Origin of the sequence: Hyphomonas beringensis (assembly GCF_000682755.1) — a bacterium.
GTDB lineage: Bacteria > Pseudomonadota > Alphaproteobacteria > Caulobacterales > Hyphomonadaceae > Hyphomonas > Hyphomonas beringensis.
On record NZ_AWFF01000035.1, the window covers coordinates 15,268 to 35,584 of the forward strand.

Sequence of the window (20,317 nt, forward strand, 5' to 3'; positions counted from 1 at the left end):
CATTCCCCATTCAGCCCGGGGAAAGAATAGCACCTTTTGATTGAAATCAGTATCCCGGAAAGGGGTTACAAAGCCCCCCTCGCTTGTCCTGCTCATTCGCGGCGACGGTCTCAGCCCAGTACGCTTTTCAGCTGTGCAGGGTTGATCGGTTTCAGCAGAATGTCATGCGGGTGGTCTTCATGGATGCGCTCCATCGTGCCCGGATCATCCGACCCCGTGATGTAGACAATCTTCGTCTGCGGGCGCGCACTGTGAATTTCCATCGCCACGTCGACGCCGTCCCGCTGCCCTTTCAGGCGCATGTCCATCAGCACATAATCGGGTTTCTTGTCGGCCACTATCTGCAAGGCATCAGAGGCGCGAACGGCGTGACCAACGACGGTTATGCCGATCTCCTCGCACATTTCCGCGAAATCCTCGGCAATCAGATAATTGTCTTCCACGACCAAAATAGTCTTGCTCACGCGCCGTCCTCTCAAGAGGGCTATCCCAAGATGTCTGTGCACTATACTGTTATTACACTAGAAATCCATCCCTCGGAAAAGTGGAAAGACGGGGCCGCCCGCACGAGAGCCCACTTTCCCACAAAATCCCGCGCCCTGCCTTCAACCAAAACAAGGGCCTGCGAAATAGGTCAGCGAACTTGTCCCCCTCGCCGCGCGCTGTGGGATACTTCTGTCCATGTCACCGGACCTTGCCTCCCTGGAAGATCGCGCCCGCACTCTGCTGGCAACGCTGATCACCACGATCTGCCGCCTTGGCGCGACCAGCATGGCGGCGGCCGAGGCCTGCCTGAAGCGTGTCGGCCTGGCCGAGGCGATGATGCGCCGCCTGATCTGCCTGCGCGCCTTGCAGATGCAGGTGCCAGACACGCCGCCCGCAACATCTGCCGCCCGGCCTGCGCCCCCGGGCCTCCAGCCCTCCGCCCAGCCGGCCTCGGACAGCCCCACGCCGGATGAGCTGCCCTGCCCCCGCTTCCGCATGATCGAGCCGGCCCCGCGCCCATCCCGGCAGGATGAGGCCCGCGAGACAGGGCCCGCAGAGGACTGGCTGCCCGAAGCGCTCTGCCCGCGTGTCACGCTGATGGATGCGGGCGCCCAGCCCGGCATCTCGCCTACACCAGACCGCGTGCCCGCGCCGCCGCCGACGCCCCTTGCCCGCCTCATCCCTCGGATGAAGGCGCTGGGCGATGCGTTCGACAATACAGATGTCTATGCCCGGCGCATGGCCAGATGGCTTGCCCGCCAGCGCGCCGCTGAGACTGGTTCAGACAAGACTGGCCGCGCCCTGCCGCTAGCGCCTCCGCCAGACATGCCCGACAATCTGGACCCGCTCGACCGGGCCCTGCACCTTCTCCTGAGGGCGATGGACCATGATGTCTTCGCGCCCCCCGTCCCCGACACAAGCTGACGCCCGCGCCCGGACCGCCACACCTTCCCACCCCCGCTGAGGCCTCGCCTCCAGCGGCGCCTGTGCTGGGCGCCGCCAAATCACAGCCCCGTGTGCAAGTGTCGCGTTCATAAATGCCGCCCGCAGGTTTAAAGGGCCGGGGGATGACTGATCTGTTCCGCCATCTGAGGACGCTTGCCCTGCTGCTGATTGTGGCGGGCCTTGGCGTGCGCGGCGCGGTGCCCAGCGGCTACATGCTGGACAGCGCCGAAGATGGCCCCATCATCGTCCGCCTGTGCGGCGATGGCGTGGGCCAGCTGATGCAGCTCGACCCGGAAACCCGCACGCTGACGGCCCTGCCCGCCGATTACGACCCCGATGCGCCGCCCGCCGATGACCAGGCCGACCAGCCGGACTGTCCCTATGCCGTCACTGCGGCATTTGACCTGCCCAATACCCCGCCGCTGCTAATCCAGCCTGTGGCCTTCGGCCTGCCCCTGCTTGGCGCGCGCCCCTATGCTGTGCCGCTGACGCAGCGCCCCATCGATTCCCTGCTGCCCCCGCGCGGGCCGCCCCTCTCCCGTCTGATCTGACCCACCCCCAATTCTCAATCAGACACCACCTGCCCCACCCCGCAGGTGAAGAGGACATCTCTCATGAAACGCACCCTTATGACCGGCGCGGGCCTCATCGCCCTCGCCCTGCCCGGCCTCACCGCCCACGCCCAGGATGACACCGCCCCTGCCCTGCAGGATGTCATCATCGTCACCGGCCAGCGCGTCACCACCGCCACGGACACCACCATTACGCCTGAAGCCGCCCCGCTGACCGGCATGGACATCACCCACCTCACCGCCCGCACACCGGGTGCCGCCCGCATCGGCAATGGCGAGCTGTCCGGCCAGGTCCAGTATCGCGGCCTGTTTGGCGAGCGGATGAATCTGCGGCTGGATGGCCAGAGCATCGCCTCTGGCGGACCGAACCTGATGGACCCGGTCTTTCACTATGCCCCCACCCCGCTGATCGCCTCCGTCGTGATCGACCGGGGTGTCAGCCCCGTCTCGGCGGGTCCCGGCCTTGCGGGCGGCGCCGACGCCGTCTTCAAGAAGGTGGACTTCTCCGACAGCAGCGATCCGGCGCTTGGCTATGATGTGATGCTTGGCGGGCGCACGGCGAATGACAGCTACGCCGCCGGCGGCGTCATCGGCGCATCGACAGACACATGGCGCGCAAACCTGCTCGCCTCCTATGAAAAGGGCGGCGATACGGAGTATAAGGACGGCACCATCGGCGGCTCGGAATTCGAGCGCGGCGTCTATGGCCTCTCCACGGGCCTCCGCACGGATATCGGCACCTTCACGCTGGATGCCCGCCGCCAGAATACCGGCCCCTCCGGCAACCCGCCCTTCCCGATGGACATCCGCTATTTCGATACGGACTTCGCCCGCCTCGGCTACAAGACCGAACTGGGCGGTGTGACATGGGAAGCGGAAGTTCACTATTCAGACGTCGCCCACGCGATGAACAATTACGACCTCCGCCCCGCCCCAACGCCCGCGAAGCATCGTGAGACCATGGCCTATGCCACCACCAAGGGCGCCAGCGTGAAAGCGGGCCTTGATGCATTCGGGGGCAATCTCCTCATGGGCGTGGACATGGAAAATGCGGAGCACGACGTCCTCATTACCAATCCGAAGAATGCCATGTTCTTCGTCTCACCTTTCCCGGATATCGAGATGGACCGGCTTGGCGCCTTCGCGGAATGGACCGGCGGGCTGGGCGTCTTCGAAGGGCAGCTTGGTGTACGGATCGACCAGAACGAGTATGATTCCGGCAACGCCACCCTCGGGGCCATGCTGCCGGCCGGCCCACAAATGCTGGCCATGCAGTTCAATGCCGCAGACCGCTCCGGCGAGGACACGACCGCTGACATCGTGGCCCGCCTGTGGACACCGATGGAAAACAATATCTCCTGGCGCGTTACCCTGGCCCGCAAGCAGAACATGCCCGGATATATCCAGCGTTATGGCTGGCTGCCGATCAATGCGAGCGGCGGACTTGCCGATGGCAACATCTATGTCGGCAATCTGGATCTCGACCCAGAAACCGCCCTCATTGCTGAGGCTGGCTTCGACTATGCCACGGGCAAGGTCTATGCCCGCCCGACGGTTTATGTGCGCCAGATCGACGACTATATCCAGGGCGTGCCCTTTGATGATACGCCGGGCACGATCAATTCTCCCGTTGAGATGGTCGCCAACATGAATGGAGACCCGACGCCGCTGCGCTGGGCGAATGTCGATGCGCGTCTGTATGGCTTCGACATGGATTTCGGCTACGACTTTGACGGCCCGCTCCGCATAGACAGTGTGCTGAACTATGTGCGCGGGGAACGCCGTGACATTGATGACAATCTCTATCGCATCGCCGCGCCAAGCCTGACAACAGGACTCACCTGGGAAGGCGGCGTCTGGTCCGCCACCTTCGAGACCCGCGCCGTGGCCGAGCAGGACGAGGTTTCACTCACCAACAGCGAGGCTGCCTCACCCGGCTATGTCACGCTCAGCCTGTATGGCGACTGGCAGGTGAAAGACGGCGTGCGCCTGTCTGCGGGCGTGGAAAATCTGCTGGATCAGGTCACCCGTGACCACCTCTCCGGCTACAATCGCAACGGCTTTGGCGACGTGGCCCTGGGCACCCGCGTGCCCGGCGCCGGCCGCGGCGCCTTCATCCGCCTCTCCTTCGTAGGCTGATTATCCTGCCGGCCCTCCCCCGCCCAAGCGGGGGAGGTGCCCGATGAGCGCGAGGGGGTATGGCCTCATTCCTCAGGCAGAGGCGCATCCCGGTCCCAGGTTGCCTTGACCATCGCGTTAATCTCTTCGCGTGTGTAGGGCCGCACATCTTCCTCAGGCCCCAATTCGCCTTCGGGCTCAGAGAACAGGCTCTTCATCACCTGGCCCCATACCTCGCTCGCATCCACCTGACGCCCCTCTTCGTCGCGTTCGGCATTGCGCTTCTGCATCTCAGGATAACTCTCATCATCCCAATAGGTGTCATAGCTCAGATATCGCCCCTCACGGTCATAAAACACGAAGACCCTTTCGGCTTTCTCCAGCGCATGATCCGGCAAGGCGGCAATTGGCGTACCGTTCGGCAGGTTACCCCTCGAATAAATATTTTTCAGGTTTGCACGGATGAAGTCTGCCTGAAAACATGTCCGGGCAACTTCTTCACGGGCATAGATACCGATCGTGTCATTAAAGTATGTCTTCGGAGCAATTTGCGCCCAGTTCGGGCTGTCGGCGTATCGGTCCCATCCGCTCAGAAGATCGTCCATATAGACCACGGGCGCTTCCGGGGCGATGGCCATGATGGCCCGCGCCTGCCAGGTCTCTGGATGGAAGAAAGCCCAGGCCACCAGCCACTGGCAGATCATCAGGCTGGCGATGACAGTATTCGCTATCCCCAAAATGAGATCCCGCAGCCGCCATGATTTCTCCACCAGTGAGGTAAGCCCCATGGCCGCCACCAGACCCATGCCGGCAAAGCCCACCGCCGCCATCGTGTCCAGTACAGCATCAATCCGGCCTGGCCTGCCCAACAGAAAGAGCTGCATCGCCCCGCAGACCGGGACCCGGGTCAAGGCATCCATGTAGCCGATCTGGCTGATTATGAAAAAGCCGATCAAACAGGCAAAGACGGTCAGCCCCATCCCTGTGGAAAATGCGCGCCGCCCGCGCGGCCGATGCTTTCTGGTAGACCCCATCTTCCCTCTAAAGCGGATTCCTGCTGCGCGCGCTACAGAGGAGAGCCCCCAACGAAAAAGCCCGGCGCATCGCTGCACCGGGCTTCATCTCTCCCTCGCTTTTCAGCGGGGCCTTATTGAGGGATCGTCTGGCTGACTTCAGCCGTGTCGATCACAACACCGGCGCCCATGGTGGACGACAGGGCGATCTTGCGGATGAACTGGCCTTTAGCGCCCGACGGACGGGCTTTGGACAGGGCGTTGAGGAACGCATTCACGTTCTTCTCGATGTCGCCTTCAGAGAAGCTGGCCTTGCCAACGCCTGCGTGAACGATACCAGCTTTTTCGACGCGGAATTCGACAGAGCCGGATTTCGCATCTTTGACAGCCTGGGCAACGTTCGGCGTGACAGTGCCGACTTTCGGGTTCGGCATCAGGCCGCGCGGGCCCAGCACCTTACCTAGGCGGCCAACAACAGCCATCATGTCCGGAGACGCGATAACGCGGTCGAAGTCCATGAAGCCGCCCTGGATTTTTTCCATCAGGTCTTCGGCGCCGACGATATCGGCTCCGGCTTCCTTGGCTTCGTCAGCCTTGGCGTCTTTTGCGAAGACAGCGACGCGAACGTCTTTACCGGTGCCTGACGGCAGGTTGACCACACCGCGGACCATCTGGTCAGCATATTTCGGGTCAACGCCGAGGTTCACGGCGATTTCGACGGTCTCGTCAAACTTGGCCTTGGCGTTTTCCTTCACCAGCTTCACAGCTTCGGTGATGGTGTAGGCCTTGTCCTTGTCGACGCTTTCATTGATTGCGCGTGCGCGCTTGCCTGGTTTCGCCATGATCCTACTCCACCACTTCGATGCCCATTGCGCGGGCAGAGCCGGCAATGATCTTGGACGCTGCGTCGAGGTCGTTTGCGTTCAGGTCTTCCATTTTCATTTCCGCGATTTCGCGAACCTGAGCCATGGTGACCTTGCCGACGATGTCATAACCCGGCTTCTTGGCGCCGGAAGCAGGCTTCTTGCCGAGCTTCAGCTTGGCAGCCTTCTTCAGCAGCACAGTGGCCGGCGGAGACTTCACGACGAAGGTGAAGGATTTGTCCTGATAGTAGGAAATCACGACTGGAACCGGCAGACCGGGCTCCATGCCCTGGGTCTTGGCGTTGAACGCCTTACAGAATTCCATGATGTTGATTCCGCGCTGACCGAGCGCCGGGCCGACAGGCGGCGACGGGTTGGCTTGGCCGGCAGGAATCTGGAGCTTGAGGTGCCCCAGCAGTTTCTTAGCCATATTGTCCTCTCGAACGTTTCAGATGGGGCGGTGGTCTTTCGATCCGCCCGGTTACTTTGGAGGCCCGTGGTATAGCCGGGCTAACAGCCTCCCACGGAAGCGGGGCGTATGAAGCAGAATCCCCCACGGGTCAAGGGGATCCGGGCAGATACAGAAAAGGCCGCCTCCTTGCGGAGACGGCCCTTCCCTAACCTTGTAATCCCGAAGGACTAGTCAGCCTGGATCGTGTCGACGGCGGTCTTGCCGTTACGCGGGTCCTTGGCGGTCGTGTAAGAGACCTTCTGACCTTCGGACAGCGCGTGCATGCCGGCGCGCTCAAGCGCCGTTGCGTGCACGAACACGTCGGTGCCGCCATCATTAGGGGCGATAAAGCCGAAGCCTTTTTGGTCGTTGTAGAATTTTACGGTGCCACTTGTCATGAAACACTCCTGTATAAAGATGCGGTCCTGCAACATGCGGGTCCGCGGGAATTCGAGTTTTGTATGGGAGTTTCTGAAATGAGCGGCAGAGTGAGACTCTGACAGTCTAGGCCTGATCGTCCGGCTAAAAGTCGAATTGCCTATGTAGAGGCACATTGTGTTCAAACAAGGGCAGAGCCGCTTTTATATTTCGCGGGCGGCAATCCCCTGCCCCCGGCAACACGAAAAAGCCCGGCCGCATCCTGCGCGCCGGGCTCTTGTCTCTTCGCTGCGGCGGGTGCCGTTACATCAGAGCATAGCCCTTGGCGTTGATATAGGTGCGCAGCTGCTGCGCACGGCGGGCCGGGTCCGGGTGTGTGGACATGAATTCCGGCGGGCGCTGGCCCTTGGAATTGGCATCCATCAGCTCCCACAAACGCACGGACTGGGTCACGTCATAGCCGGCATTGTGCATGTAATCGACGCCCAGGCGATCCGCCTCCAGCTCATGACGGCGGCTATAAGGCAGCACGACGCCAAACTGCATGGCCGCGCCACCAAGGGCGGCAATCTCGTTGCCATAGCGGCTCAACTGGTCAGATTGCGCGATGGCGATCTGCCCGGCCATCAGGCCGACCTGGCTGGCGGTGGAGACAGACAGGCGCTCTGCTGCGTGACGGCCGACAACGTGGCCGGTCTCATGGCCCAGTACGGAGGAGAGCTGGTCGTCATTCTCGGTCAGTTCGGTGATGCCGCGATAGACGCCCACCCGGTTGCCCGGCATGACGAAGGCGTTGACATCATCAGTGTCGAACACGGCGACGTCCCAATTGGCATTCGGATCAATATGGCCCGCCTTCACGGCGCCATTGGAGGTGCGGCTCCACACATTGAGCACGCGGTTCTTCAGGCGGGAGTTGGAAACAGTCGGCGTCTGCGCCTTCATGTCGGTCCAGGCGGAGGCGGCCATGCTGGCGACTTCCGCATCGCCGAACAGGATCAGCTGGTTGGAGCCCGTCGCCGGATTGGTCGTGCAGCTGGAGATGAACGGAAACACCGTTCCGGCAGCCATGCCCGTAATCAGCGCCCGTCGGGACAAGCGTACCGTGGGCGCGCCTACGAGCGCCTCACCATCGAATTCGACCAGGTCTGCCATCTCAAATCTCCCTTGTGCCTCGAAGCGGGAACGTAACGCGCCCCCTTCAAAAAGCAATCGCACCAACGTTCGATCTGTTCCGAACGTGCCTGTTCCTGCATGAATTTTTCCTGAACGGCCACAGCCGCTCCGGCCCGCAAGCCAGCCGATGAAGCGCCGCGATCAGGCGTCTTCCTCGGCCATGTCCCCGGCCAGGATGGCGGCCTGCTCGACCCAGCCTTCGCGCACGATGCGGCCGGAGAAGTTCAGCTCGCGGTCCACCCAGGCGATATTGTCCGGCGTCCAGGCGGCGATCTGCTCATAGTGCCAGATGCCCATGCCGTTCAGCAATTCCTGGATCTTCGGGCCGATGCCGCCAATCACGGTGAGGTCGTCGGCATGACCGGCCACCGGCTTGTCGAGCGCGTTGGGCGCGGTGCCGACCGGACCGTCATCCTCTCCCTCGTCTTCTTCAGAGTCGGACTCCTCTTCGGTCTCGGCATAGACATCCTCGTCTGGCGCCTCGCCTTCCTCATCAGTCTGGTCTTCGGCGTAGAGGTCTTCGCCCTCTTCCTCATCAGACTCATCGTCTTCGTCGTCTAGCGAATCGTCGCCATCTTCCTCATCGGCGTCTTCGTCATCATAGTCGGACTCGTCGTCTTCATCTTCGTCGAAGTCTTCGTCATCTTCGTCGAAATCTTCGTCCTCGTCCTCGTAATCATCCTCGTCTTCGTCGTCGTCGTCAGACTCGTCCTCATCCTCGTCGGACTCGTCATCCTCGTCGAAATCTTCATCGTCTTCGGAGTCGTCATAATCTTCGTCATAATCTTCGTCATCATCGGAGTCCTCGTCATAGGCCTCCTCATCATCCTGGTCGTCTTCGGCGTCGGTCTCTTCACCCTCAGCATCGGCGACCAGTTCGTCGTCTGACGCAGTGTCGTCATCCTCAGCGGCGTCCTCGTCTGTCTCGTCCTCATCATCGAGTTCGAGCGCAGCCAGAATGGCGCGGCTGGCCTCTTCGCTGGAGGCAACCGGAGGCGCTTCGTCTTCCGTCTCGTCGTCGGTCTCTTCTGCCGCGTCGGACGTCTCGTCCTCTACAGCGGTTTCGCCTTCGCCGGAGACCTCTTCTTCGGTGTCTGCGCCGACCGTCTCTTCAAAGACATCGGCGACAGTGACAGGCTCTTCGTCAGACGCGCCGACATCCTCTTCCGGCTCCGCCTCATCCGGCATGTTGTCTTCGAGATCCGCCTCTTCCAGGTCAGCGACTTCAGGCTCAGCCGCTTCCGGCTCGATCTCTTCGGCCTCAGCTTCTTCGGCGGGCAAATCTTCCTCGGCCTGAACTTCGTCTTCGGCGTGTATTTCGTCCTCGGCAGGCGTCACCTCTTCCAGCGCGCCAAAGGCCGGGGCAATTGCGACCGGCGGTTCTTCTTCTGCGACGGGCTCATCGGCCTGGAAGCCGAAATTCGGCCTCTCCTCCGGAATGGCCTCCGCCGGAAGGGTGTCAGCAGGCTCCTCCTCGGCAACAGCAGCAGCGGGCTCTTCCAGAGCCTCCCGCGCATCGCCCTCGAAATAGGCGAGCCGGCCTTCCAGGAAGCGGTTGCGCCAGCGCAGGCGGGCCAGTTCTTCCTCAACCTCGCCTTCGCGGGGCGTATGCGCCGGGGCAGCCGGGGCCGGCGCTTCAGCAGGCTGGGCGGCCGCTTCGGCCTTCGCGGCTTCCGTCGCCTCCAGCGCTAGTTTCGCTTCGCTCTCAGCCTTGATCAACTGGTCTTCCAGCGCTTCGACGCGCTGGCGCAGGAAGCCGACTTGCCATTCTTCCTTGGCCGTATCAGCGCCCGTTTCCGGCGCAGCGTCAGCGGCGAGGCCCACTTCGGTCGGGTCAGCCTCTGCGCCGGTGGCAACGGCCGCTTGCGGGGCGGTCTCTTGCGCGGCCGGGGCCGCCACAGCAACGCCCTGCTCAATCAGGTTTTCCAGATGACGTACGCGGCTTTCCAGATGGCGATTACGCCAGACCAGCGCCGGGGCCGGATCAGACGCGACCGCTTCGCTGAGGGAACGCGGCGCAAATGACGCTGCAGCTTTCGGCGGCTCCGGGCGGTCTTTCAGGTCTTCTAGTTGTTTCTTGGCGCGTTCCAGCTCATTCGCCAGGCGGCTGATCTTCACTTCGCGCTCGGCCAGCTCTTCGCGGATATTGATGTCCCCGCCGCCAATCGGCTTGCCCCGCTGGGCGGCGTAGAGGCGTTCAATCTCGTCCTTGGCCTGCTCCAGCTCGGTCATCGTGATGTCGCGCTCAACGGTCGCGCGGCGCATCTTGCCCACCAGCAGCATGCCGCGAATGGACCAGCCCAGAAGCAGACCGAACACGGCGACGCCTGCCAGCGCTGCCCAGATATGTGCCAAAAGCCACGCCATCATTCGCTCCGTTCTCGAACCTTGAAACTGATCGGGCGATTCTTCGCCTGACCCTCCTCAGTGTCATTACTCTGCACTGGCTGGTCTGGACCATACCCGATTACAGTCAGCCTTGCAGCGTCAAATCCTGTGGAAACCATATATTCCTTCACAGCTTCAGCCCGATCCATGCCCAAGCCTGTAACGCTGTCGCGGTCTCCTGTCGCAGGCCCCTGCCCGCCGATTTCGATGACCAGCCCCGGCGCGCAGAGCCCGGCCACTGTGGTCAGCTTGTCCAGCGTCTGCCCGCTCTCGCGCGGGATCTCTGCGCTGCCCGGCACGAAGGCCAGCGGATTGGCGTCCATCACGGCGTCAAAGGCCTGCTGGCAGGCCGCCACCGGGTCCGCCCTGAAATTGATGTCGCTGATCTCGTCGACGGGCACAGCCACGCTATCGGTGAAGAGTCTGACGGGATAAGGGCCATCCAGGCCAGAAAGGTCTTGTTGCAGGTATTGCAGCGTCGACGGCGCAGCATCGCCCTGAACGCTGAAGCCCGTCTCTTTGGGGTCAAACGCCATCTCGCCTCTGGTGAAGCGGCTGAACTGAGGCAAGCCTGCGCGCACGCCGACCATCCAGCCATCATGCGGCTCGCCGGCCACCTCCATCTCGTCGCGTACTTCGCCGCCATAGTATTGGCGGGCAATGCTGGCGATCTCTTCGCGTTCCGCCTCACTTGAAACCTTGCCGGACAGGGTCAGCACCCCCGGCTGAAGCTGCGCAGTCCACAGGGCCGGGCCGCGGATCAGCGGCTCGCCATGGAAAGGCGCAACGACATTGGCGATCTCGGCCGTCAGGCGCGCGCGGATGGGGCCTTCCATCGACAGGCCGCTGAGACGCACGCGCGTGTCGCGCAGGCTCGCCTCGCCTGTGTCCAGCTGTCCCAGATCTTCCAGCACCATGCGGGCCATGCCCTGCCAGTTCGCGCCGGGCGCGCCAGCCGCCAGCTGCATCCGGTCTTCCACCGGAGCGCCCGCCGCCTGTGCGTTCGCCTGCTCGACCAGTTTCTGCTGCGTGCCCCGCGAGGGCACATAACCGGTCAGCACATAGCCGCCCTCCGGCGTCTTGATCGCGCGCCAGACATAGGGGGACACAGGCGGGGCCGCATCGACCGCGCTCTCGATGATCGTCACGCCGCCAAAGATGACGCCGCCCGAACCGCTGGAGGTCAGTACGGTTTCCGCCGCCGCCTGCACGGCATCGGCGGACGGGGCCTGTCCGTGCAGCACAGCGTGCTGTCCGCGCATCTCCACGCTGGCCCAGTCAAAGCCGCCCGTCTCCAGCGCGGCACTCGCATTCTGCTGCAAGCGCGCTTGAAGGTTTACAGGCGTGTTTGGTGACTGGTACACGGCCCACCAGCTCGTCAATCCGAGCCCGATAAGCGCCACCAGTCCGAAAAGGTAGTCGAGCAGTCTCATAGAGGCCCCGCGACCTCCTCCATGTCTAATCCCCTGTGTTTGAGGGATGCCCTATTCAGCATTTTGCTGCAAGAGTCCCCCGCACACTCATATAATGTCACACATATACAGCATGACACGCCCAATCGAGACCATAAGCAGCGCATCCAATCCGCTCATCAAGTCTTTGAAAACCCTGGAAAGAAAAAAGGGCCGAAATGAGACCGGCCTCTTTCTGGCCGAGGGCGCACGCCTGATCGGGCAAGGCCTGGCCAATGGCTGGAAGCTGGACAGCCTGGTCGTCGCCGCGTCCATGGCAGATCGGCCGCATCTGTCGGATCTTATACAGAAAGCGCAGGATCGCGGGGCCCGCGTCGTGCTCGCCGCCGACAAGCTGATGAGCCGCGTGACGCACAAGGATAACGCCCAGAGCGTGATCGCCGCCTTCGAACAAAAGCACCTGACGCTGGCAGATATGCCACAGGACGAGGCAGGCCTGTTCATCGCCCTGTATGAAGTGCGCGACCCCGGCAATCTGGGCACCATTCTGCGCACCGCTGACTGCGCCGGCATTTCCGGCGTCATTCTGGTTGAAACCTGCTGCGATCCCTACAGCTTTGAATCCGTGCGCGCGTCCATGGGATCGATCTTTGACATGCCCTTCGCGGCGGCCTCGTTCGAGGCCTTCAATGCCTGGCGCCAGGGCCTTGGCCTCTCCATGAGTGCGGCCAGCGTCAATGGCACCGCGCGCCACGACCATACCGATTTCAAGCAGGGCTCCGTCATTATAATGGGCAATGAGCAATCCGGCCTGACGCCAGAGGCCGAAGCGGCCTGTGACCAGCTCTGCCTCATTCCGATGCGCGGCGGCGCCGACAGCCTCAACCTGGCCCAGGCCACCGCCATCATGACCTATGAAGCCTGGCGACAACGGGATTTCAAATGAAGACGGACACACGCCTCCTCATCGCCGATGACTGGGAAGACTATGCCCTGCTCGATAGCGGCCATCTGCAAAAGCTGGAACGCTTTGGCAGCCAGACCGTCATCCGGCCTGACCCGCAAGCCTTCTGGGAACCGGCCCGGGCGACGGATAGCTGGCGCGCCGATGCGCGCTTCTCCACCAAATCCAGCGAGGATGACGGCGCCGGCAATTGGGACGTCCTCTCGCCCAAGGCGCTGGACAGCTGGCCGATGCAATGGAACGGCCTGACCTTTGAGGCCCGCCGAACCGCCTTCCGCCATATGGGCGTGTTTCAGGAGCATTCGGTGCATTGGCGCTTTGCGCAGGAGAAGATCCGCGCGGCCGGCCGGCCGATCAAGGCGCTGAACCTGTTCGGCTATACCGGCATGATGTCGCTCGCCTGCGCAGCCGCGGGCGCGGAGGTGGTGCATCTGGACGCCAGTCCGAAATCAAATGGCTATGGCAAGGACAATCAGGCGATGAGCGGCCTGAATGATCGCACGATCCGCTGGATCGCCGATGACGCGATGAAGTTCACCGCCCGAGAGATCCGCCGCGGCAATACGTATGACGCCATCATCCTGGACCCGCCCAAATTTGGCCGCGGGCCCAAGAACGAGACCTGGCGCTTTGAGGAAAACCTTCCCGAGCTGCTCGACACGGTGAAGACCCTGCTCAGCGACCGGCCGCTCTTCGTCATCCTGACGGCCTATGCGGTGCGCCTGTCCTACCTTGCTTTGTCGCAGGCCCTGGCAGACCGGCTCTCCCCGCTCGGCGGAACCATGGAAACCGGCGAAATGGCCCTGCCCCAGCAAGGCACAGGCCGCCTCCTCCCCACGGCAATCTACGCCCGGTGGCATTCCGGCTGAACTGACCCTGCTTTACAGGCCAGCGTGTAAAAATCTTGCGGGAATGTCTTCAGATAGCAAAACATGATGCTTGAATGTCACAATTAGTCACAATTGTGAGTTATTTGGCCTGATAACAGATTACGCTTGATTGACAGTTTGTAATCCAAAACGCAGCGTGGCCTCACCTTGTCAGTTACCGGTTCCAGAATGTGGGATGGGTGACTGGCCTATTTGTAGACTGGCGGGGGCGTCAGTTTTATCTGGAGGCAACAGGTGAAGACGTACAAATCAAAACTACTCCTTACATCCATGTTTGTGGGCCTCATCGGGGGAATGCATGCTGCGCCAGCAATGGCACAGGAAGATGCTGATCCGATTTCGGTTCCAGCGGATGAAACAGAAGAAGAAGCAGCGGTTCAGGAAAAGATCTACGTGACGGGTTCACGTATCGTTCGTGACAGCAACCTTACTTCTTCTATCCCGGTGACCAGCCTTGGCCTGGAAGACATCCAGTCTTCTGGTGCTTACAACATCGCTGAACTTATCCGCGACCTGCCATCTGCCGGTGTTCCCGGTCTGACGGCGTCAACGACGAACTTCTCGGTGTTCTCAGGTGGTCTGGAATCCATCGACCTTCGTAACCTTGGTGACAGCCGTACGCTGGTCCTGATGGACGGCCGTCGTGTCGTTCCGGGTGCGCCAGGCACATCGATCGTCGACTTCTCGATGATCCCGCCGGACTTCATTCAGAATATTGAAGTTGTCACGGGCGGCGCTTCCTCCGTTTACGGTTCGGAAGCTGTTGCAGGTGTTGTCAACATCATCCTGAAAGACGACTTCGAAGGCGTTGAACTCAACGTTCGCGGTGGTTCGACTTTCGACAAAGGTGGTGAGCAAGGCCGCGTGTCTCTGACGACCGGTGGTCCGATTGCTGACAAAGGTAGCTTCATTGCAAACGTCACCTATGACGTTCGCGGTGGTATCTTTGCTAAAGATACGGACTACCCGGATGACGAGTTCTACTATGGTGCGCCTTACGGCTTCATCCTGAACCCGGCTTACTCCACCTATTCCGAGTTCGGCCGTTTCGACGTTGGTGCTGGCGGCACCTACTCCAACCTCGTTTATGACAACGAGCTTGGCGAAGTTGTGACCTTCGACGACGTTCCGGGCGCTTACGGTTATAACCGTAACCCGAACCGCCGTATTCTCATCCCGCAAGAGCGTTATTCTGCTGCGCTGAAGGCTGACTACGAACTCAACCCGTATGTGAACCTTTCCACCACGCTGCTTTACGCTCACGTGTCTTCCGACACGGACATCGAGCCCTACCCGCTCTCCTCTGAGGACGTGTATGACCCGACGGGCCTGATCGCTGCAGGTGCAGTAAATGGCGGCATGCCGCTGACCAACCCGTTCATCCCGGCCGAGATCCGCGACGCGGCTATCGCCAACGGTTACGAAAGCCTGCCTTTCGTTCGCCGTATGTCTGATGTCGCTGCACGTACGGGCCGTTATGACCGCGAAACGCTTGACCTGACCATCGGTCTGGACGGTGACCTCGGTGATACGGGCTGGACGTACAACACCTACATCAACCACGGCCGGTCTTCTTCCGTCCGTATTGGTACAGGCCAGATCAACGTCTCCAACCTGCGCTACGCGCTGGATGCTGAAGTTGACGGAGATGGCAACATTGTTTGTTCCGACCCGACGGCTCGTGCCTTTGGCTGTGTGCCGGTCAACCTGTTCGGTAAAGGTACGATCACCCCAGAAGCAGCAGCTTACATTGCTGCTCCGGGCCTTCGTTCTGCTGAAACCGAGCAGACTGTTGTTCAGGCATCCATCACGGGTAACGCCTTCGAACTGCCGGCTGGCCCGATTGGCCTGGCTTTCGGTACGGAGTATCGTGAGCTGAGCACGGTTGACCAGGTTGACGCTCTGACCTCCGCAGGTCTGAACGCTGGTAACCGCATCGACCCGACCATCGGTTCTTACGATGTGTACGAACTGTTCGGCGAGATTCTGGTTCCGCTGATCAAAGACGCAGGCGTCATCGACTCTGTCGACTTTGAAGGTGCATACCGCGTTGCCAACTACTCTTCTGTTGGCACCAACGAGTCCTGGAAGTACGGTCTCACGTCTTCCATGTTCGACGAACAACTGCGCTTCCGCGCTGTTGGCGCTCGCGCAACTCGTGCACCGGACATCAGCGACCTGTACTCTGGTAACTCCCAGAGCTTCGAATCCACCGTCGACCCGTGCGCCGGTATCGAAGCTTCCACGGCTGGCGACTATGCTGCAGCATGTGCTTCCCTGCCGGGTGTTCAGGCTGCCTTTGCCGCTGACGAGCCGTTCGTGTACGACCAGCTGGAAACGCAGGCTCAGTACGTATTCTACTCCGGTTCCGAGAACCTGGAATCTGAAACGTCTGACTCCTACACGGTTGGCTTCGTCTACACGCCGCATTGGATGGAAGGCCTCACAGCGTCTGTTGACTATGTGAACTTCGAAATCGATGATGCGATCACCAGCCTCAGCACGACGCGCGCTGCTCGTCTGTGTATCGAAGGTGGCAACGTGGCCGGCGACCCGATCTGTGCGAACATCGTCCGTGATCCGAACACCAGCAAAATCCTTTATGGCTTTGCTGTTCCGATCAACGCTGCGACGTTCAAAACAGACGGTATCGACGTTCAAGTCTCCTACCGTGGCGATGTGCCGACATTCGGTAACACCGCGGCTGACTACGGTTCGTTCAGTGCCCGTATCCTGTACGGCTACACGAACGAGTACGAGTATCAGAGCTCTGCAGATTCTGCTCCGAGCAGCTTCATGGGCTCTGTCGGCTACCCGGAACACAAGTTCAACGTGAACCTGGGTTGGGACAAAGGTCCGCTGTCTCTGGGTTGGCAGACATACGCCACGTCCGAAGTGGACTACGGCACGTATGCTGACTGTGACACCGCTCTGGCTGAGTACTATGCTTCCCTGTATCCGGGCAGCCGCTGCTACAACCTGGAGCCGGAATGGTACCTGGAGCACTCCATCAATGCTGCTTACAGCATCGAAGACTGGGGTGTTGAACTGTACGGTAGCATCGACAACCTCTTCGACGAGTTCGTCTACCTGCCGTCCGGCCTGCCGGACAGCGATACCGGTCTCTCCACCGCTGGTGGCGTGTTCGACCCGATCGGTCGCCGCTACACCATCGGTCTGCGCAAGACCTGGTAAGCTGATGATCTGAGCGATCAGATCAACCAAGAAACAGAACGGGCCCTGCCACATGGCAGGGCCCGTTTTCTTATTGCCCGCCTCACAACTCAGAGTGATGCAAGCTTACGCCATTTGTGCTCGCGGCTTTCATGACTGCGCCTCTCATGCGGCGCACTCAGGATTGGGGACATGCAGAAGAGAGCCCGGGCCTGCGCATTGGCAGATACACCACAGGCCAAAAGGGCTGTCATAGGGAAGATGAAGGGGCTGACTTTACGGGCCTGATCCGATGGGGAGCGTGCTCAGGTCGCTGCGCAAGCGCGCCTCGCCGAAGGACGCGAGCCCCCTCTGCCCTTTCACCTGCGGGCCCAATACCTCGGACCGGTCAGACCAGGTAGAAACTGAGTACGACGAGGCAGATGCTCAAAGTGGAGAGAATGATTGTGCTGATGAACAGCAGGGTCCAGGTACGCATCAGAGACATGAAACGCCCCGTGTCATAGGTCACCCGCAACTGCTTGTAGATATAAATCACCGGCGCCGTCAGGCCGAAGGCGATAAGCCATGGGACCTGATGCGGCAACAGCGCGCCCAGCAGCAACAGGCCAGTCAGCATGAAATAGATGAATGTCTGGATGTGCAGGGCCGTGATCACATGATCATAGATGTAGCGCTTGCGATGCCAAGCATACAGCAATGCCAGCAACAGGGCCAAAATCGGCATGAAGAACAGGCTGAAGCGCGGGGCCCATTCGCGAATCCGCGCGCCGAACTTGTCCTGATTCTCATAGACGGTGGCAGCATGGTCTGCCGTGCGCCACATCTGCTCGCGCTGCGCTGGCGTGGCATCGGGGCCGACGCGCTCCTCCACCGCCTCACGCAGGGCCTCGCGGTCCACCTCGCCGGAGGGCGTGAGGATCTTGTTCAGATTGATGCCGCCCTGGACGTTCGCAAGTTCCTTCGCAACCTCTTCCCGGCGCGCGTCGGTGGTGTCCTCGGCAACGAGTTCCTCCCGCAATTGCTGGACATAGTCTTCATCGACGACGGGGGTCTCCTCATCGACCGGAACATCGTAGGTCACCGTGCCGGCAATTTCTTCGCCAATATCACCGCCGACACGCAAATTATCGTACCAGCCAAGCTGGTCTCCCAGCGTGAAGAGCGTCAGGAAGAACAGGACGGAACTCAGCAGGAACAGGCGGAATGGCGGCACATAGCGCGCCCGCTTTCCCTCCAGATAGTTCCGCGTCATCCGGCCCGGCCTGAACAGGAGCATAGGCAAAGACCGGTTGAGCCGGCCGTCCAGCGCAAACGTGTCCGCTAGGCTGGTCATCACCAGATGCCAGACCGGGCGATGGAAGTTTGAGGCAAGCTGACCGCAGGTGGAGCAGTAGCGGTCTTCCACGATGGCCCCGCAATTGGCGCAGGGCTGGCCGGAGCGCACCGGATGGTGCTCTCCGTGTGACAGGCCCCCGGCAGAGCCGAGACCTGCAACCTCCATCTCATGTTCCATGGGTTAGCTTCCCCCTACTCACAGGAAGGCCTAGTCGGCAGACTTCATGCCATCACGGCACAGGAAGCGCGAGCGGTGATTGTCCTTCGCGTTCTCTTCCCAGCCGGTCAGCGTCGGATCGACCAGATTCTTGGTGACCTGGAACCACATCGGCGTGATCGGATAGTCATTCAGCAACAGCTCTTCGGCTTCTGCGAAGGTCTCGGCACGGGCCTTCAGGTCCAGCTCCTGGTTCGACTTGTCCAGCAGGGCGTCATATTCCGGGTTGGAATAATCGCCGTAATTCTGCTGTCCGGTTTCGCTGTCGAGCAGGTAGAGGAAGTTGATTGGATCATCATAATCGGCAACCCAGGCGGCATCGGAGAAGGCGAAGTCTCCGGTGCGCAAACGGGAATACAGCACTTTGGTGTCCTGCTTCACGATGGTCGGCTTCACCCAGGGGGCAATGTCGCTCCAATTGGCCTGGGCGACCGGGGCCACTTTCGGGTTGTCGTCCGTGGACCGGTGAATGAATTCGAACTCAAGCGGATTGTCCGGGCCAAAGCCGGCCTCTTCCAGCAGGCTGCGGGCCTCTTCGAGGCGCTGCTCGCGGGGCATGTCTTTCCACTCCACTTCCGGACGGTCGACATCATAATTGTTGATGCCCGGCGGCACGAAGGAATAGGCTGGCAGATAGCCGGTGGTCAGCACGTTCTTGACCATGAATTCCCGGTCCAGCGCCATGGAGAGCGCCTTGCGCACGCGCGTATCGTCAAACGGGGCCACTTTCGTGTTGAACGTCCAATAGGTGGAAATCAGCGCCGGCGTGGTGCGCAACCAGCCCGGCAGCTTTTCGTCCAGCTCCTGATAGCGGGTACCGTCAAAGCCGTTATTGATGTCCATCTCTCCGGCCGCGATCTTGTTTTCCACGGCAACCAGGTCTTCCAGTTCGAGATAGACCACCCGGTCAAAGCAGGCCTCTGGCGCGCCAAAGCCGGTCGGGTTCTTATCGGCGACCAATTGGTCACCCGTCCGCCAGTAAACCAGCTTGTACGGTCCGTTCACCACGATGTTTTCGGGCTGGATCCAGGCATCGCCATATTGCTCCACCGCCCAGCTGGGGATCGGGAACGTCGTGTAGTGGCTCAGCAGACCCAGCAAGTAAGGCGCCGGATATTCCAGCGTGATTTCAAGCGTCTTGTCGTCCAGCGCCTTCACGCCCAGCTCTTCCGGCGGCAGTTCCTGATTGCTGACTTTTTCGGCATTCTTGATAAGCCAGAGCAGAGACGCATATTGAGAGGCCGTTTCCGGCTTCTGAATGCGGTTGAAGCCATAGACAAAGTCTTGCGCCGTCACCGGGTGGCCGTCAGACCATTGATAATCGCCCAGCTTGAACGTCCACACCAGGCCATCATCGCTGACCTCATAGCTTTCGGCCATGCCCATTTGCGGGCGGCCATCCGGGCCATCCGTCGTGAGACCGATGAACATGTCACCGATGATGATGTTCTCCCACTGAGCCGACGATTTGTTGGGGTCCAGCGTGTCGACCTTGGCCGAAATGCCACGGCGCAGGGTTGGCACATCCTTGGACGCGTCTCCGCCACCACCGCCGCAGGCTGCCAGGGACAGCGCCAATGCAGCCGCAAGACCGGTGCTCATGAGGGATTTCAGCATATTGCAAACTCTCCTGAAAAATGAGGACGGCCGCCCCCTGTTCGGGGCCAGCCATAGCATATCTTTGCTCTTTACCATCCTTGCTGCCAGAACCTTACCGTTTTGCAAAGTAGCCTGCCGCCTATGATATCCCGAATATGCTGTTTTTGCCTGCCAGAAGGGCGAACGGCAGAGGCCCCTTGCGCCCAGAGGATAGGCAGAGCCCTGATCCGGCCCCGCAACAGCTCTCTCCCGGCTTGAAACAGAGCTTCAGCGACCTAGCCTTTGACGGGAAAACGCCGCCAGAGAAAGGGATTCAGCATTTCAGAACGGATA

16 protein-coding genes are annotated in these 20,317 nt (G+C 60.9%); 6 read left to right on the top strand and 10 right to left on the bottom strand.

Annotated features, from left to right (window positions below; genetic code table 11):
- Window positions 1-110 precede the first annotated feature (110 nt).
- Entirely contained in the window at window positions 111-464 is a 354-nt protein-coding gene (locus HY29_RS08515) for a response regulator (RefSeq protein ID WP_034795656.1), read from the bottom strand.
- Window positions 465-681: 217 nt separating this feature from the next.
- On the opposite strand from HY29_RS08515, the gene HY29_RS08520 reads away from it, so the two are divergent.
- From HY29_RS08520 to HY29_RS08530, 3 genes are all read left to right on the top strand, one after another.
- Window positions 682-1,410, top strand: coding sequence for a hypothetical protein (locus HY29_RS08520; protein WP_034795662.1), 729 nt, complete (start codon window positions 682-684; stop codon window positions 1,408-1,410).
- Window positions 1,411-1,553: 143 nt separating this feature from the next.
- On the top strand, window positions 1,554-1,982 hold the full coding sequence (locus HY29_RS08525) for a hypothetical protein (protein ID WP_034795666.1): 429 nt from the start codon (window positions 1,554-1,556) through the stop codon (window positions 1,980-1,982).
- 63 nt (window positions 1,983-2,045) lie between these two features.
- Window positions 2,046-4,142 carry a TonB-dependent receptor gene (locus HY29_RS08530; protein WP_034795668.1) on the top strand — a complete coding sequence of 699 codons (2,097 nt, stop codon included), beginning with the start codon at window positions 2,046-2,048 and terminating at the stop codon, window positions 4,140-4,142.
- Window positions 4,143-4,207: 65 nt separating this feature from the next.
- On the opposite strand, the gene HY29_RS08535 is transcribed toward HY29_RS08530, so the two are convergent.
- From HY29_RS08535 to HY29_RS08565, 7 genes are all read right to left on the bottom strand, one after another.
- Complete coding sequence (locus HY29_RS08535; protein ID WP_155838265.1) at window positions 4,208-5,155, bottom strand: hypothetical protein; 948 nt, start codon at window positions 5,153-5,155, stop codon at window positions 4,208-4,210.
- Window positions 5,156-5,268: 113 nt separating this feature from the next.
- Window positions 5,269-5,976 carry a 50S ribosomal protein L1 gene (gene rplA / locus HY29_RS08540; protein ID WP_034795673.1) on the bottom strand — a complete coding sequence of 236 codons (708 nt, stop codon included), beginning with the start codon at window positions 5,974-5,976 and terminating at the stop codon, window positions 5,269-5,271.
- Between the two features lie 4 nt (window positions 5,977-5,980).
- Window positions 5,981-6,427 (bottom strand): 50S ribosomal protein L11, encoded by a 447-nt coding sequence (rplK, locus tag HY29_RS08545; protein WP_034795675.1) that lies wholly within the window; start codon window positions 6,425-6,427, stop codon window positions 5,981-5,983.
- A gap of 209 nt (window positions 6,428-6,636) precedes the next feature.
- On the bottom strand, window positions 6,637-6,846 hold the full coding sequence (locus tag HY29_RS08550) for a cold-shock protein (RefSeq protein ID WP_034795677.1): 210 nt from the start codon (window positions 6,844-6,846) through the stop codon (window positions 6,637-6,639).
- A gap of 283 nt (window positions 6,847-7,129) precedes the next feature.
- Entirely contained in the window at window positions 7,130-7,981 is an 852-nt protein-coding gene (locus tag HY29_RS08555) for a M48 family metallopeptidase (RefSeq protein ID WP_051601333.1), read from the bottom strand.
- A gap of 162 nt (window positions 7,982-8,143) precedes the next feature.
- Window positions 8,144-10,372, bottom strand: a complete 2,229-nt coding sequence (locus HY29_RS19355; RefSeq protein WP_051601334.1) for a hypothetical protein — start codon at window positions 10,370-10,372, stop codon at window positions 8,144-8,146.
- Window positions 10,369-11,823: an OmpA family protein gene (locus HY29_RS08565; protein WP_034795679.1), complete on the bottom strand. Its 1,455-nt coding sequence runs from the start codon at window positions 11,821-11,823 to the stop codon at window positions 10,369-10,371. Before HY29_RS08565 ends, HY29_RS19355 begins: the two co-directional genes overlap by 4 nt.
- 112 nt (window positions 11,824-11,935) lie before the next feature.
- Between HY29_RS08565 and HY29_RS08570 the strand changes: the two genes are divergently transcribed.
- From HY29_RS08570 to HY29_RS08580, 3 genes are all read left to right on the top strand, one after another.
- On the top strand, window positions 11,936-12,748 hold the full coding sequence (locus HY29_RS08570) for a TrmH family RNA methyltransferase (protein WP_051601346.1): 813 nt from the start codon (window positions 11,936-11,938) through the stop codon (window positions 12,746-12,748).
- The gene (locus tag HY29_RS08575) at window positions 12,745-13,635 is read left to right on the top strand and encodes a class I SAM-dependent methyltransferase (protein WP_034795685.1); all 891 of its coding nucleotides are present in this window, start codon (window positions 12,745-12,747) and stop codon (window positions 13,633-13,635) included. The genes HY29_RS08570 and HY29_RS08575 overlap by 4 nt, the downstream gene beginning before the upstream one ends.
- A gap of 255 nt (window positions 13,636-13,890) precedes the next feature.
- Window positions 13,891-16,851 carry a TonB-dependent receptor plug domain-containing protein gene (locus HY29_RS08580; RefSeq protein ID WP_155838266.1) on the top strand — a complete coding sequence of 987 codons (2,961 nt, stop codon included), beginning with the start codon at window positions 13,891-13,893 and terminating at the stop codon, window positions 16,849-16,851.
- Between the two features lie 367 nt (window positions 16,852-17,218).
- Here the strand turns inward: HY29_RS08580 and HY29_RS18420 are convergent, their stop codons facing one another.
- A complete protein-coding gene (locus HY29_RS18420; protein WP_051601335.1) occupies window positions 17,219-18,346 on the bottom strand; it encodes a DUF3667 domain-containing protein in 1,128 nt (375 codons plus the stop codon).
- A 30-nt stretch (window positions 18,347-18,376) separates the two neighbouring features.
- Window positions 18,377-20,002, bottom strand: a complete 1,626-nt coding sequence (locus HY29_RS08590) for a peptide ABC transporter substrate-binding protein (RefSeq protein WP_034795689.1) — start codon at window positions 20,000-20,002, stop codon at window positions 18,377-18,379.
- Window positions 20,003-20,317 lie beyond the last annotated feature (315 nt).